The following is a 14038-nucleotide window of genomic DNA, read 5'->3' on the forward strand; positions in this document are numbered from 1 at the left end:
TGTCAATTTTTACAATACATTTGTACTATCCGTGGGTAGCGATCGCACTCCTGCAAGTGCCTTAACAAAAGTTCATACAGTGTCGATTACTTTTGTCCGACTACTTACCCGCAGATAAAGCATTAGCGATCGCGCAAACTATCGGCGAAGAATTCGAGAAGCGATTAACTGATTTAGGAAGATATCAAATTCCTCCATCCCAGCGCAATGATGCTAAATCGATCGCCTGTCATCGTTACCAACCGCCGCAAAATAAACCATCTGAATGTCAACTGAGTATGTCAATTGGCGTTTTAATTACCGCCTATAACACCCCGATTTATTACGCGCAAGACTTAACAGAACAGTTACTCAAATCTGCGAAAGCGCGTGCTAAAGAGTTGAAAAAACACTATCATTATTATGGCGGCACAGTTGACTTTTTGGTGATGAAATCAGTTACAATGATATCATCAAAAATAGCTTCATTTCGCAAGGAAGGTTTAACCAAATCAATCAAAGATAACCAAAAACTCAAACTTCATGCCGCACCTTACACGCTGCATGAATTAGGCGGACTGCTGCAAACTGCCGCAGCAATAAAAGAGTCGGGATTTCCGCGATCGCAGCTGTACCAAATTCGCAGTTTGCTAGAACGAGGCAAAAACACAGCCATCCTCAACTATCGTTATTTCCGCGTGCGTTTGGGTTCAAAAGAACAACAGTTGCTACAACAAAAATTTGAGGATGCTTGGTGTCAAGCCAAAACTAACGATGGCAATCTCGCACCTTGGATGTATTTACAAAGTCCAGAAAAAAAAGAAGAGAAATCAGCAATTTACGAAACTATTTGGCGCGAGTTAGTAGACCTTTATCCTTTTATCGAAGTTACGGAAAACGTTGATGCCAAAATTCAAGATACAGATAGGTTAAATGTAGGGGCGAAGCATTCGGGCGACAATTTATCTACTTAAACCCTATGTTTTCTGTCCGAATGCTTCGCCCTTCCCAGATCTAAATATTCTTAACCGATGGATCTCGCAAGCATTCAAGATACAATCCTAACGGGAGGAAACTGATGATCCAACTACAAAACTTAAGTCAAAATTCAACAGAATCTCTATCCATAACTGCGGTAATAGACAGTGCTTTATGCGTTGGCGCAGGCGGTACATCGGGAACATTAGCTGATAAACCAATTGTTCGCACAGCTACGGGAAAATTACTAATTCCCGCCTCTCAATTCAAAGGTCGCCTGCGTCACGAATGCGAAAAAATAGCCAGAGGTTTGCATAGGAAAGTCTGCGAATCTCCCAATCCCCAAACCATGTGTCCTCAACGTGCAAAATTTCCAGAGAACGAGGAAAGAGAATTTCATCGTCCAGATTATCAAATAGCAGGAGATGAACGCTATCACTGTCTGATTTGTCAAATATTTGGCAATCCCGCTTTACCTTCGCGTCTGCTATTTGATGACCTCATTTGCAACGAAAAAGCAGAAAATCTCCCAGAAGTATTGCGTCCCGGTGTTACCATCAATCGCCGCCGCCGGACTTCCGAAGACCAAAAGCTATTTCTCTTAGAAACATCGCCAGCAAATATCCAACTCGAATTTTCCGGTCACATTCATTTTTTGCCACGATATCCTGCTTATGCGAAACCGCTTTTATTCGCAGCATTACATCATATCCATGCTTTAGGCGGTAGTAAATCAGGTGGTTTAGGTTGGTTGCATTGGAAATTTCCAGACCTAAAAATTGATGATAACGCTTGGAATGCTTTAAAAACTTAAAAATAGCCAAAATAGACAATCCAAAATCCTCTCTTGCGAAGGTCACAATCGTGACGGGAACCGCCAAGACTGTGACTTCGCGCAAAATCTAAAATCCAAAATCGAATGACTTACGAAATTCAACTAACAATTACAGCCGTTTCACCGTTAGCCATTGGGAGACAAAAGCCTGGTGGTTCCGTAAGTGAAGCCGAAAGCTATATTCCCGGATCGGTGATTAGGGGTGCTTTAGCATCCGAAATCCTCCGCAAATCCCCCACACCAGAACCGGGGGACGACTTCCACAGCTTATTCTTAGGCGAAAATGCGGCAATTTTCCAGAATGGTTATCCTGCGATCGCCAAAGTTCAAGATAAACCAACGTTGCTACCTAATCCAATTCAGGTACTCCCCGCCACAGCAGTTAGTTCTAAAACCAATTCCGGTTTTAAAACAGATTCCAAAAATCACGGTGTTTTTGATACCTTAATCGATCGTTTTTGCGCCGGAGGCTATAACCATCCTTACGATCCGAATTGTCCGAAAGACTGTGGAAGAGTAGAACCTTATAGCGGTTTTTATGCTTGTATTGGTAACAATTACTATCCACTTTCAACGACTACTCGACTACTAACGCGAGTCGGAATCAACCGCCGTCGCGCCACTTCTGAAGAACAGGTAATTTACAGCATCGAAGTATTAAATGAAGTGGAAGGAAAAGAAGAACCTGCTACCTATCGCAGCAAAATTTTATTAGATAATGAGGAATTAGCTAATGCCTTAACTACTTTTATCAATTCCCATTCTTTCCGATTGGGTGGTTCTGCATCGCGGGGATTAGGAAAAGCAAAAATTATTGCTGCACTCAATCCCGTCACTACGGATGTGAAACCTCGGATTGACAAGTTTAATCGCGAACTCCAAGAACGGTGGAAGAAGTGGCAACTTTTTGGTGAACCCCAGCAAGATTTACTATCAAACCGCACCTATTTCACCCTCGATTTACAATCCGATGCTATTTTTACCGAAAATTGGCAACGAACCACAGTAATTAATGATAGAATGTTGAAAAAGTATGCTGCGATCGATGACCCTTCTTTAGAATTGCACGTTGCATATACCAGCTACGATTATCGTTCTGGCTGGAATGCCGCATGGGGATTGATGAAAGATGTAGAATTAGTTACCAACAAAGGTGGCGTGTATTTATTTAGTACAAGTTCACCAGACCTTTGGTATCAAGCATTAGGAAATTTGGAAATTCGGGGAGTTGGGGAACGTACTTCGGAAGGATTTGGTCAAGTTCAAGTTTGCAATGAATTTCATTTAGTATTTCGGGAAAACGCCGTATGAATTTAGCAGAACAGCAGATAGAACTCAAAGTCCAAAAAAACATCCGTCTTGCCGAAGATGATTTAGTGCTATGGATTCAAGCTGCTTTAGACAATCGTCAATCTTATGGCGATTTACAAGAAGCTCAATTTCGCAACTTAGTGCGCGTGGCAGATACAACCGATAGCGCGGAAGTGATTAAAAACTTCTTGCGCTATCAAGTCGGGCGCGATAATAAATGGGGAAGAGGTGACAATTCATTAGCAGCAACAATTGTCAATGATATTGATGGGCAAATCAAGAAAAAAGCTAATGATATTCACCAAGCGATTTCGGGCTCTAATTTAAAATTTATTTGGTTAGATTTAATTCGCCGCTACTTGGGGTATGGCGCTCGGTATTTGAAATACATCAAGTCTAAGTAATTTGCCTATTGACTTATTGGCAAGGAGGATAAATGCGTCGAATCGTAATTTCTACTATTGGCACAAGTTTGTTAACCAATCAAATTAATCGAGCTAATTCAGACGAAAAAGATTGGTATAATTTATTGAGAGACAATGCTAATTTATCACTGGCAAACACACCGTATGAAGTATTAACTATCATCGAAACATTGGTAGAAAGAGCCAAACAAAAATTGAAACAAAGCCAAGTAAAAACTATTCGGTTAGCTAGTGCTGAATTGAATGGAATTTATGGTTTATACCAGGAAAAACTTAGCGAAGGAAAACAGGATATTCATTGGTTAATTGCCACCGATACTGCTCAAGGACAAAAAACAGCCGAAATTGTCAGATCTTTTTTGGGTGACAATGAATTTAATGTGAATATTTACGTACCCCCAGGATTATCAACCGCTAGCAGTCGCGCTTTTGCAGATGGCATTGATAATTTAATTACTTGGATGCAAGAAACGATTCCATCTTTTAAGGAAAATGGCTACCAAGTTTCCTTCAATCTGGTAGGTAGTTTTAAAAGTTTGCAAGGATATCTGAATACGATCGGGATGTTCTACGCTGATGAAATTATTTACATTTTTGAAGGCCAAAATTCCGATTTAATTACCATCCCTAGATTGCCAATTACAATTGACACTTCGACGATCCAACCTTACAAATTACCATTAGCTTTAATGGATGCAGGGACAGAAATCGCTGTTGACGATGAAAAAATTCTAGGTATTCCAGAATCTCTAGTTTTTGATGACGGTCAAGAAATGACCTTATCGACTTGGGGTAAACTTGTCTGGACTCAATCTAAAGACGAGTTACTATCTCAGGAGTTATTGCCTTTTCCTCACCTAGAATATAAAGACTCTTTCTACAGGGATTACGAAAAAACTAAAACAAATCAAAAAGAACGGGTCAAATTGCAAGAGATCTTGGCAAAAGTCTCTTGTCTTTTGGAAAAATCAAAAGGTGATACCAGCATCTTAAAAGGTGAAGGAGGCGTCCAATATGACAAATACACGAATAAGGGTGATATGGCACATTTTCGCGTTACTCAAGGATTGCGGATAAGTTGCACGTCATCTAATGGAAAAATACTACTGCATCGCTATGGTAAAGAACCAGATGTGAATAACAATCCCTACTAAATCCAACCCTATGACATCCACCAAACTTTCCAACAAATTAACATTAGCCGAATTTCTGCAATTTCCAGAAACCAAACCAGCTAGTGAATACATCGACGGACAAATTTATCAAAAACCTATGCCTCAAGGAAAGCATAGCGCAATTCAAACTTTTTTAGCTTCTGCGATCGATCGAGTAGCAATTCCTATAAAAACGGCTAGTGCTTTTACAGAATTGCGTTGCACCTTTGGCGGTCGTTCAATAGTTCCAGATATCAGCGTTTTTACTTGGCAACGTATCCCTCTCGATGCTAACGGCGAAATCGAAAATACCTTTTCCATTCATCCAGATTGGGTAATTGAAATTCTTTCCCCAGAACAAAGCTCAACTCGCGTGATTGACAATATCCTTTTTTGTTTGAATGCGGGAACAGAATTAGGCTGGTTAATCGATGCCGAAGAGAAAATTATTATGGTTTTTCGTCCAGGTAAACAACCGGAAACTAAGGAAAATCAAGATAATTTACCCGTGTTAAGTTCGCTGGAAGATTTACAGTTATCCGCACAAGATGTGTTTAGCTGGCTTAGTTTAAATTGAAAATAAGGTAAACTATGTTTGATACTTTCAAAAATCGTTTGGAAATCGGCGGAACTCTCACAACTATAACCGCTTTGCGAATTAGTGCAGGACGTTCCACAGAACCGATCGGTTCCGATTTACCAGTAATTAAAGATGCGGTAGGACGACCTTTAATTCCGGGGTCAAGTTTTAAAGGCGCTTTGCGATCGCGTCTGGAAAGCTTCCTGCGCGGGATTGTGGGAAGCGATCGCAAATTAGTCGCCAATCCCGCCGTAGAGGATGAATGGTCGCTGAAAGCTGATGAAATTAAGTTACTTAAGGAAACATACACAAATGATTTTGACCTCAGCACTGCAATTTTAGAAGAAACCGATTTAGTTTCTCGGTTATTCGGTTCGCCTTGGATCGCCAGTAAATTTCAAGTGCGAGATTTAACGGTATTACCAGATAGTTGGTTTGGACAATATCAAGAACGGGATGGAGTTGCGATCGATCGAGATACCGAAACTGCTGCTGATGCCAAATTATATGATTTTCAAGTAGTACCAGCAGGAACGCAATTTGAGTTTAAAGCAGTAGTTGAAAACGCCGAACCTTGGGAATTAGGTTTATTAACCATCGGGTTGCATCAATTTGAAACAAAACAAATTCCGTTAGGCGGCGGACGTTCTCGCGGATTGGGTGTAGTGAAATTGGATATTCAGGAAATGCAATGGTTTGATGCAGAAGACGATCCAGAGTTATTACTAACTTACCTGCAAAATCTGGTTAACGGAGAAATGGATATTTACTCATGTTATCCAGAAAGAATTGCTTTGCTCAAACAGGAATGGACAAATGCTTTGATTACCCATTTAAGAACTTTCATGTCTGCTAATACCACTGCCGAGGAAAACAGCAATGTTTAAACGATTTGTCAATCAATGCACAATAGAGTTAACGATTACACCTGCTGGCCCAATTTTAATTAAATCTGGCAAAGAAGGTGCAGATCCCACGAAACCGGATATGGAATTTGTGGAAACCTATCACGGGGGAGGACGGACAATTTATTTACCTGGAAGTTCGCTGAAAGGTGCTATTCGCGCCCATGCAGAACGCATTGTGCGGACGGTGGGAAGCGATCGCCGTCCTGATAATTCTACCACTGTCTGGGCGAGCGACCCTCTCAGCGATGATAAAGAGGAACAAAAAAACATCAATCTTTACCTAGATAACTGGAAAAAGAAAAACAAAAATCATCCCCATCCCGGCGCGGAATTATACAAGCAATCTTGTTTCATTTCTCAAATGTTTGGTAATACTGCGATCGCCAGTCGCGTCAGAATAGAAGATGCTTATCCGGTTAATCCCAAACAATTGAAAATTGAAGCACGCAATGGAGTAGCAATCGATCGCGTGTTTGGTTCGGTTATACCAGGGGCGCTATTTAATTACGAAGTTTGTACTGCCGGCGAATTTCATACGAAAATTCATCTCAGAAATTTTACCCTTGCACAATTAGGATTGATCGGTTTAGTATTGCGCGATTTAAATCAAGGTTGGTTTGGGTTGGGTTTTGCTAAATCTCGCGGGTTGGGATTGGTGGAAGTTAAGTTAAATTCAGCCATTGTGCAATATCCCGGTTGTGTGATAAAAGATGAACAAATTAGCGCGATCGCACAACAAAAAAAATGGCCTCTTACCTCGTTACTGGGTGCGGGAATGTTTCTGGAAGATGAAGAAAGAAGCCGCTATGATTTCCCCGCAAACGAGCTGAAAGAAACATCGCCAAAAACAACACCAATGGAGTTTAATTTTGGCGTGCAACAGAGTTGGGAAGGGAGCGAAAAAGTGCGTGAATTGTTCTCGCAAACTGTAGAAGCTTGGTGTCAAATATTGCAGGGGACAGCAGCATGAATCCTTTTGTAGGTGTTAAACAAGTTAACTCATCTGACGATCTCAGAAAATTGCTAGATAAATTTGCGAAAAAGCCTACTTATTACTTTCTTCGGTGGCAAGATCGCGTAAGTGGAATTGTGGAGGACTTAAAAGATTTTCCCAGTCCAGAAGGGCAAATGTTTAATGGCGATCGCGAATTGCGTTGGAAACAACAAGGTCAAGGTTATTCGGTTTTGTTGCTGTCAATAACCGATCGGGATTCTAGCTTTAATTCTATTGATGAAGAACGAGATAAAAAAATAGAATGGCAAGTAGAACAACGACCTGCTTACATTTATCGCCCCGATGAAACTCGGTTTCCCCAAAAATTCATTGTACCTGACGCTCTCAATCCCATAATTAAGGATGAAAAAAATAATCCAAACAAAGTTAAACTAGCTCAACGTTATTTCATCGATCGCGAAACTTCTACCGTACATTTTATCGCTCTCATTGTTGAGATATCGCCATGACTGACAATCGACCAATTCGACGCCCTCAACCTAATCCTACACCAGAAACTAATAACCAAAAACCTTATCAACTGATTTCTTTACCCAGTCAGCCGCCACCGCGAGATAAACCAATTGGACAAGATCGATTTAAAAGCGATCGCATCAGCGGTACAATCTCTTTGCGCTTAACGGTGAAAACCGCTACTTTTGTCGCTTCTGGCGTCACCGCAATGGGTAGCGACTTATCGGGAAATGCCAAAAATATCCCGCTAATCAAAACTGCTGTCGGACGCGATCGACTGTTAACCATTCCGGGAAGTTCCCTTAAAGGTGTCGTGCGTTCTGCTTATGAAGCGATTACGCGCAGTTGTTTGTGCAAAACTAAGGCTGAATCAAATCAAATTCCCAATGGTTATCGGGAATGTAAAGATAATACTAAACTTTGTCCGGCTTGTCAAGTTTTTGGGGCAATGGATTGGCAAGGTTTGATTCGTTTTTCTGATGCGATTCTCAACAATGCACAGTGGAGTGTGGGATTTATGCCCTCACTTTACGCACCCAGAAAACAGCGTGCTGGGTACTATATAAATGGCAGAATAGCTGGACGCAAGTTTTATTATCATTTTGTTAAATCCATTGACAAAGGACAACAAGGTATCCCAGTCCAACAAGCGGGAAAGGAATTAATATTTACTACCCAAGTTGGATTGAGGAATTTAAGTTTAGCTGAATTGGGAACGCTATTGATTGTGTTAGGACAAGATAGTAAAAATCCCATCGCCTTAAAAGTGGGAAGCGGTAAGCCAATAGGGATGGGAACGATGGTAGTTGAAGTCACGGAAATTCAACGGATTGAAAAACAGAAAGAATGGCGCGATCGCTATTGCAATTACAACACTTCACCGCCTTCTCTGACTGGTAATTCCCTCAAAGAATTCATCCGAAAAGCTATCGAATTGGCATCCACCCAATTAGTACAATCGCAACAATTACAAGAATTGCGACAAGTGCTGCAATGGCCGACAACTAGAGAACCTATAGACGGAGTTTATTAAATGTTTACTACCACCGATTTAACCGAAATTCAATGGCAAATTGCTCATGGGATTGCCCAAATATTGGTCAAAGAAGAGACTGATGTAAATGAATTGGGTAAAGTGATGGCATATCTTCGCGCTTATAGCGATCGCGAAAATGCAGGCGCGAATTTTTTTACTTATCTGCAAACACTTTCCCGCCAAGGTAATAGAATCGGTCATAGCAAAAAAACATCTGGATATTACGAGTCTATGGAAAGAACTTGCAGCCAATATTTGCAAGCTTATCAAAATGATGTAGCAGCTATCCTGCAAATTTTAGGTTGGTCAATTCGCCTAATGCGCTACTACGAAAAAGCGGGGCCGATCGGCGAAATTACCGCTCCTGTCATAGAATCAACTCGGCAAGCCGAAATTTTACAAGTGACACAATCTCAAGAGTTTGCGATCGATCAAATCTTGGATGCCCAAGTTGTTGGCATTGCAGGTAATAAAGTGACATATCAAATATTAGGCGTAATTAAATTGACTGAAAAAGAACCGAAAAAAGCTAGTTCTCTCCAGAAAGAGCAGATGGTAAAAGTGAAAATTACAGGTTTGAAAAATGGCAGTATCAAAAGTGTCAAATGCGTTGATTAGAAATCTTGACAGAAGTTTGCCGTGGATGGAGAAAAACGGCTCAATAAGCCGTTAAAGATTTAGCGTCCCCAGATAGCCAAACCGCCGCCTCTACCTCTAGCTGCGATCGCCTTATCTGTGATGAAAAAATACGCAAAAAACGCTTGCTTGCTCACACTTTCATGGTAAAATTGTTGTGACTTGGCTTCACCGGAACGAATGTATCCAGAAAACAACGTCACTCCCAACAACTGCACCGTTATGCGAGTAAAGTCAAACGCCAAAATGTTTTTCTTGTGCAAAAATTTGGCAGGCCCGCTCACCACTAATTTTAGCGCTCCGATCGTCACCCGATTCTCAATTTGACCGGCTTCAAAATTCTGTTCTTCTATCTCTACAGATGCAGTCGAGTAAGACAGTTCAATTTTGACAAATTGAGGAATGTAGCGTCCCGCACCCAGTACAATTCCCGCTTTAGCGCGAGTTTTTTTAGTACCGGTAATAAAACATAAACGCCAATTGCCGATTAATCGGTCAAAGGAATCAGAAAAATTATTCTTTCTGGCGTCTTTCTCCGCCTGAAGCAAAGCATCGACTACCTCAGTAGCAGATGGCTTAGAAGCAGATGCAACTACAACAGAATTAGCAGCTTGTTCGATAATCGACATAATTATAACTAGGGGCTAGGGATTAGGGGCTAGGGATTAGGGTAAGAGAGGGAAGAGGGGAGAGGGAGGAGGGAAGAGGAGGAATTTTTGAATGATTGACTTTCCCTAACCCCTAACCCCTAATCCCTAACCCCTTTTTGACTTTACCTCTCCCTCACAACAGCAACTTGTCCGCTGTAATCGGTAAATCGCGAATGCGTTTACCAGTTGCGTGATAGACTGCATTAGCGATCGCAGCTGATACGCCGGTAATGGCAATTTCGCCGCAACCGCGCACGCCCAAAGGATTGAAATTCAGATCCGGTTTACCGACAAAAGACACTTCAATACGGGGAATATCTGCATGAACGGGAATGTGATAAGTTGCCAAATCTTTAATAACAGGTAATCCCAAATTTAGATCGTGAAGGCATTCTTCCATCAAAGCTTCTCCAATTCCCATGATAACACCGCCGCGAATTTGACTGGCAGCTGCTTTGGCATTCATCGCTCGACCCACATCCATGACAGAAATCCAGCGCTTTACCTGCACTCGACCCAGCAATTCGTCTACTTCCACTTCACAAAAATGAGCGCCCCAAGATTGAAATGCCCACTGTTTCCCTTCTTCTCCCGGTTGACTGGATGCAGTTATTTCTAAGAAAGGACGCCCAGATTCGCGCAGCGCAATTAAAGCTTCTGTCGCATTTTTCGCATTGACTTCTTGCAGTAACAATTGGCAAGCATTCGCCACCGCAGGCGCGAGGGAAGCTGTCATCATCGAAGCTCCCGCAAGTCCACCATTAGGAAAGCGAGAATCGCCAATTTCTACTTTAATTTTATCAACAGGAAGATCGAGAGTTTCTGCGGCTGCGATCGCTACAACAGTATAACTACCAGTCCCCATATCGTTTGCTGATGTTAAAACCTGCGCTGTTCCATCTAAAAGCAAACGTACTGTGGCAGAAGCTCCCATACGAATAGCGGGAAATGTTGCGCCTGCCATTCCCCAACCGACTAATTTATCATCGCGGCTAATTGCCTTAGTTTGCATGGGGCGATCGTACCACCGAAATTGTTCTGCACCCAGCTTCAAACATTCGGCAAAGTGTTTCGATGAAAAAGGCAGTTTTTTGCGTTGATGTTCTGTCGTGGCATTTTTTAAACGCAGTTCGATCGGATCGATTTGTAACGCCCAGGCAAGTTCGTCCATCGCCGATTCTAACGCATACATTCCTGGATTTTCTCCCGGTGCCCGCATAAAAGTCGGCATTCCTACATTCACAACCGCAATTTCTTGCTCGACGCGCAAATTCGGTGCAGCGTACATAGTAGGGGTAACGCCGATACAATTTTCCACATATTTGGGATTAACGGGGGAAGTATAGGATTTGGCAGCATGAGCGATCGCAATTAGCTGACCCGACTGATTTGCTCCCAATTCGATCGTTTGTTCTGTTGGCGAACGATGTCCGACAATCGCCGTCATTTGTTGTCGAGAGACAACAACTTTCAGCGGACGATTAATTTCCCGTGCTGCCGCTATGCAAAGAATAGCATGAGGCCAAGGCGAAGCTTTAGCTCCAAATCCACCCCCAATATAAGGACTGATTACCCGCACTTCCTCAACCGGAATGCCAAACAAAGTTGCATAAGTGCGCTGTTGCAAAAATACCCACTGGGTTGGCTCGCAAACCGTCAATGAATTGCGATCGTGCCATTGTGCGATAATAGCGTGAGGCTCCATCATCGCGTGTAATTGTCTTGGCGTTGTGTAGGTTGCTGATATTTTGACAGGCGCTGTTGCCAAAGCATCGGCGACATTTCCCTGTTCAAAAGAAGCATCCCGTGGCGATTTCTGAAATGATGCTTGTTGCCGATCGATCGTCGGCGTTTCGGTTTCGTATTCCACCTTCACTAACGAAGCGGCGTGACAGGCGCGTTCTAGAGTATCGGCAACAACTAACCCAATAATTTGCCCCCCATAATGAATGCGATCGTCTGCTAAGGGAAGCCTGGGTTCGCCAATATGGAAACTTGTTCCCTCATTAGCTTTTGGGAACGCTGGCATATTTTCATGGGTAAAAATTGCCAGCACACCGGCAGAATCTTGAGCTTCTTTAAGCTCCATTTTTCTGATGCTACCGTTGGCAATGGTAGCTACGATTAAATAACCGTAAACCAATCCGGGAATTTGATGTTCCGCACCGTAAGTTGCCGTGCCTGTAACTTTAGCGCGTCCCTCGTGGCGATTGACAGATGTGCCGATAACTTTGCTCATGGTTTGCTTCCTTTCCGAACCGATGTAACTAGCGCTTTTTCGATCGCTCGTTTTGCCATTTCAACTTTAAAACTGTTATGTTGTAGCGGTTTGGCTGCTTGTAAAGCGATGTTTGCTGCTTGTTGAAATAAGGCAACATCCACAGGTTTTTCCCGCAAAAACTGTTCTGCTTCCAAAGCTCGCCAAGGTTTATGGGCAACTCCACCGAGAGCGATGCGAACATCCCGAATGCGATTTTCTGCTAATTCGACAGCTGCCGCTACAGAAACTAAAGCAAAAGTATAGGAAGTGCGATCGCGCAATTTCAGATATACACCCGACTTAGCAGCTGGTAAAGCCGGGAGAATGACTGCGGTAATCAGTTCCCCAGCTTCTAAATTGGTATCGCGTTCGGGGGTATTTCCCGGCAAACGGTGGAAGTCATGAAAAGGAATTTGTCGCGTTCCCTGCCATCCTTCCACTTCCACAACGGCATCGAGAGCAGCCAGAGCAACGCACATATCGGAAGGATGCACAGCAACGCATCGATCGCTTGCACCCAAGATAGCATGAGTGCGGTTTATTCCCGTAATGGCAGAGCAACCGCTTCCGGGCTGTCGTTTATTGCAAGGGAATGCCGGATCGTAAAAATAAGCACAGCGCGTGCGTTGGAGGAGATTGCCTCCCACTGTGGCGACGTTGCGGATTTGTTGGGAAGCACCGGAGAGAATGGCGCGAGATAGCAGGGGGTAGTGGCGTCGCACGTAGGGATAATCGGCAACAGCGGTATTCGTTGCTAAGGCTCCAATCCGTAAACCCCCTTCCGGTAAGGGTTCGATCGGCTGCATCTGGAGGCGGGAAATATCGATAACCTGGGATGGATTTTCCAGATATCCCTTGATGCGATCGAGCAAGTTTGTACCGCCAGCAATGAATCTTGCTTCATTATCGTCGATCGATCGCGTTACTGCCTCTTGCACTGAAGTTGCGCGAACGTAAGCAAAGTTTTTCATGATTTGGCTTTGGCTCGGAACAGGGAATAGAGAATAGACTTCTCAACAAAGAAATTATCACTTAGGGTGAAGCATTTGGGGATAAAATCTAGGTTTTGCAACATAAATTGTCGCCCAAATGCTTCACCCCTACAGATATAAAAGATGTTGAGATTATTTGTTGGAGATGTCTAATAGATGGTTTTATGTGTGCAGTTGAGAGTCAAGAAAAGCAGAACAATTAGAAAATTACTCCTCAACGAGAACAAGCGCTTCGGGGGGTGGGGGTGTTTGTCCGATCGCTTGTCCAACAGCTGCGACAATACCGTTGTAGGCACCGCATCGGCACAAGTTACTGCTGAGACGTTCTTTGATTTCCGATTCCGAGAGTTCGGCGAGTTGGGGAGGATGGGTGAGATCCGGCGTTACTGCACTGGCGCATCCCTGTTTTACTTCCTCGATCAGCGCTACGGAAGCGCAAATTTGACCGGGGGTGCAATAGCCGCACTGAAAGCCGTCTTGTTCGATAAACGCAGCTTGTACGGGGTGGAGAGTATCGCCGTTTGCTAACCCTTCAATCGTCGTAATTTCTTTTCCGTCCTGCATCGCCGCGAGAGCCAAACACGAGTAAATCCGCTGTCCGTCGCACAAAACTGTACAAGCGCCACATTGTCCGCGATCGCATCCTTTTTTTGTTCCCGTAAGCCCTAAATATTCCCGCAGCGCATCTAATAACGTTACTCGCGCCTCTACACGCAAGGAGTAGGTTTTGCCATTGATGCGGAGCGTCAGCGGAATGCCTAAGTCTTCCGCCAATGCAATTTCAGGTTGCTCTTTTAATTTCATTTGCTTTTCCCTGTATTGGTTG

Annotated in this window: 15 protein-coding genes; 11 read left to right on the plus strand and 4 right to left on the minus strand. The window is 43.2% G+C overall.

Annotated features, from left to right (window positions below; translation table 11 throughout):
• Window positions 1-92 precede the first annotated feature (92 nt).
• From H6G03_RS15140 to H6G03_RS15190, 11 genes are all read left to right on the plus strand, one after another.
• Window positions 93-953: a hypothetical protein gene (locus tag H6G03_RS15140; RefSeq protein WP_190465201.1), complete on the plus strand. Its 861-nt coding sequence runs from the start codon at window positions 93-95 to the stop codon at window positions 951-953.
• Window positions 954-1057: 104 nt separating this feature from the next.
• On the plus strand, window positions 1058-1771 hold the full coding sequence (locus H6G03_RS15145) for an RAMP superfamily CRISPR-associated protein (protein ID WP_190465202.1): 714 nt from the start codon (window positions 1058-1060) through the stop codon (window positions 1769-1771).
• Window positions 1772-1876: 105 nt separating this feature from the next.
• Window positions 1877-3103: a type III-D CRISPR-associated RAMP protein Csx10 gene (gene csx10 / locus H6G03_RS15150; RefSeq protein ID WP_190465203.1), complete on the plus strand. Its 1227-nt coding sequence runs from the start codon at window positions 1877-1879 to the stop codon at window positions 3101-3103.
• The gene (locus H6G03_RS15155) at window positions 3100-3507 is read left to right on the plus strand and encodes a hypothetical protein (protein ID WP_190465204.1); all 408 of its coding nucleotides are present in this window, start codon (window positions 3100-3102) and stop codon (window positions 3505-3507) included. The genes csx10 and H6G03_RS15155 overlap by 4 nt, the downstream gene beginning before the upstream one ends.
• Before the next feature lie 32 nt (window positions 3508-3539).
• Complete coding sequence (locus H6G03_RS15160) at window positions 3540-4682, plus strand: CRISPR-associated protein (RefSeq protein ID WP_190465205.1); 1143 nt, start codon at window positions 3540-3542, stop codon at window positions 4680-4682.
• Between the two features lie 10 nt (window positions 4683-4692).
• Window positions 4693-5259 carry a Uma2 family endonuclease gene (locus H6G03_RS15165; RefSeq protein ID WP_190465206.1) on the plus strand — a complete coding sequence of 189 codons (567 nt, stop codon included), beginning with the start codon at window positions 4693-4695 and terminating at the stop codon, window positions 5257-5259.
• A gap of 14 nt (window positions 5260-5273) precedes the next feature.
• Window positions 5274-6149: a type III CRISPR-associated RAMP protein Csx7 gene (csx7, locus tag H6G03_RS15170; protein WP_190465207.1), complete on the plus strand. Its 876-nt coding sequence runs from the start codon at window positions 5274-5276 to the stop codon at window positions 6147-6149.
• Entirely contained in the window at window positions 6142-7140 is a 999-nt protein-coding gene (locus tag H6G03_RS15175; RefSeq protein ID WP_190465208.1) for an RAMP superfamily CRISPR-associated protein, read from the plus strand. Before csx7 ends, H6G03_RS15175 begins: the two co-directional genes overlap by 8 nt.
• Window positions 7137-7634, plus strand: coding sequence for a hypothetical protein (locus H6G03_RS15180; protein WP_190465209.1), 498 nt, complete (start codon window positions 7137-7139; stop codon window positions 7632-7634). The genes H6G03_RS15175 and H6G03_RS15180 overlap by 4 nt, the downstream gene beginning before the upstream one ends.
• On the plus strand, window positions 7631-8671 hold the full coding sequence (locus H6G03_RS15185; protein WP_190465210.1) for an RAMP superfamily CRISPR-associated protein: 1041 nt from the start codon (window positions 7631-7633) through the stop codon (window positions 8669-8671). Before H6G03_RS15180 ends, H6G03_RS15185 begins: the two co-directional genes overlap by 4 nt.
• Window positions 8672-9292: a hypothetical protein gene (locus H6G03_RS15190; protein WP_190465211.1), complete on the plus strand. Its 621-nt coding sequence runs from the start codon at window positions 8672-8674 to the stop codon at window positions 9290-9292.
• Between the two features lie 59 nt (window positions 9293-9351).
• Here the strand turns inward: H6G03_RS15190 and H6G03_RS15195 are convergent, their stop codons facing one another.
• The 4 genes from H6G03_RS15195 to H6G03_RS15210 form a co-directional block, all read right to left on the minus strand.
• Window positions 9352-9939 carry a hypothetical protein gene (locus H6G03_RS15195; protein WP_190465212.1) on the minus strand — a complete coding sequence of 196 codons (588 nt, stop codon included), beginning with the start codon at window positions 9937-9939 and terminating at the stop codon, window positions 9352-9354.
• A 154-nt stretch (window positions 9940-10093) separates the two neighbouring features.
• The gene (locus H6G03_RS15200; protein ID WP_190465213.1) at window positions 10094-12199 is read right to left on the minus strand and encodes a xanthine dehydrogenase family protein molybdopterin-binding subunit; all 2106 of its coding nucleotides are present in this window, start codon (window positions 12197-12199) and stop codon (window positions 10094-10096) included.
• Window positions 12196-13191, minus strand: a complete 996-nt coding sequence (locus H6G03_RS15205) for an FAD binding domain-containing protein (protein WP_190465214.1) — start codon at window positions 13189-13191, stop codon at window positions 12196-12198. The genes H6G03_RS15200 and H6G03_RS15205 overlap by 4 nt, the downstream gene beginning before the upstream one ends.
• Before the next feature lie 228 nt (window positions 13192-13419).
• A complete protein-coding gene (locus H6G03_RS15210) occupies window positions 13420-14016 on the minus strand; it encodes a 2Fe-2S iron-sulfur cluster-binding protein (RefSeq protein WP_190465215.1) in 597 nt (198 codons plus the stop codon).
• Window positions 14017-14038: the final 22 nt, after the last annotated feature.

This window comes from Aerosakkonema funiforme FACHB-1375, assembly GCF_014696265.1.
GTDB lineage: Bacteria > Cyanobacteriota > Cyanobacteriia > Cyanobacteriales > Aerosakkonemataceae > Aerosakkonema > Aerosakkonema funiforme_A.

What these genes read in the sequence shown, in the direction of transcription:
- H6G03_RS15145 (WP_190465202.1), top strand. Translation starts at nt 1,058, where the DNA reads ATGATCCAACTACAAAACTTAAGTCAAAATTCAACAGAATCTCTATCC.
- csx10 (WP_190465203.1), top strand. Translation starts at nt 1,877, where the DNA reads ATGACTTACGAAATTCAACTAACAATTACAGCCGTTTCACCGTTAGCC.
- H6G03_RS15155 (WP_190465204.1), top strand. Translation starts at nt 3,100, where the DNA reads ATGAATTTAGCAGAACAGCAGATAGAACTCAAAGTCCAAAAAAACATC.
- H6G03_RS15160 (WP_190465205.1), top strand. Translation starts at nt 3,540, where the DNA reads ATGCGTCGAATCGTAATTTCTACTATTGGCACAAGTTTGTTAACCAAT.
- H6G03_RS15165 (WP_190465206.1), top strand. Translation starts at nt 4,693, where the DNA reads ATGACATCCACCAAACTTTCCAACAAATTAACATTAGCCGAATTTCTG.
- csx7 (WP_190465207.1), top strand. Translation starts at nt 5,274, where the DNA reads ATGTTTGATACTTTCAAAAATCGTTTGGAAATCGGCGGAACTCTCACA.
- H6G03_RS15175 (WP_190465208.1), top strand. Translation starts at nt 6,142, where the DNA reads ATGTTTAAACGATTTGTCAATCAATGCACAATAGAGTTAACGATTACA.
- H6G03_RS15180 (WP_190465209.1), top strand. Translation starts at nt 7,137, where the DNA reads ATGAATCCTTTTGTAGGTGTTAAACAAGTTAACTCATCTGACGATCTC.
- H6G03_RS15185 (WP_190465210.1), top strand. Translation starts at nt 7,631, where the DNA reads ATGACTGACAATCGACCAATTCGACGCCCTCAACCTAATCCTACACCA.
- H6G03_RS15190 (WP_190465211.1), top strand. Translation starts at nt 8,672, where the DNA reads ATGTTTACTACCACCGATTTAACCGAAATTCAATGGCAAATTGCTCAT.
- H6G03_RS15195 (WP_190465212.1), bottom strand. Translation starts at nt 9,939, where the DNA reads ATGTCGATTATCGAACAAGCTGCTAATTCTGTTGTAGTTGCATCTGCT.
- H6G03_RS15200 (WP_190465213.1), bottom strand. Translation starts at nt 12,199, where the DNA reads ATGAGCAAAGTTATCGGCACATCTGTCAATCGCCACGAGGGACGCGCT.
- H6G03_RS15205 (WP_190465214.1), bottom strand. Translation starts at nt 13,191, where the DNA reads ATGAAAAACTTTGCTTACGTTCGCGCAACTTCAGTGCAAGAGGCAGTA.
- H6G03_RS15210 (WP_190465215.1), bottom strand. Translation starts at nt 14,016, where the DNA reads ATGAAATTAAAAGAGCAACCTGAAATTGCATTGGCGGAAGACTTAGGC.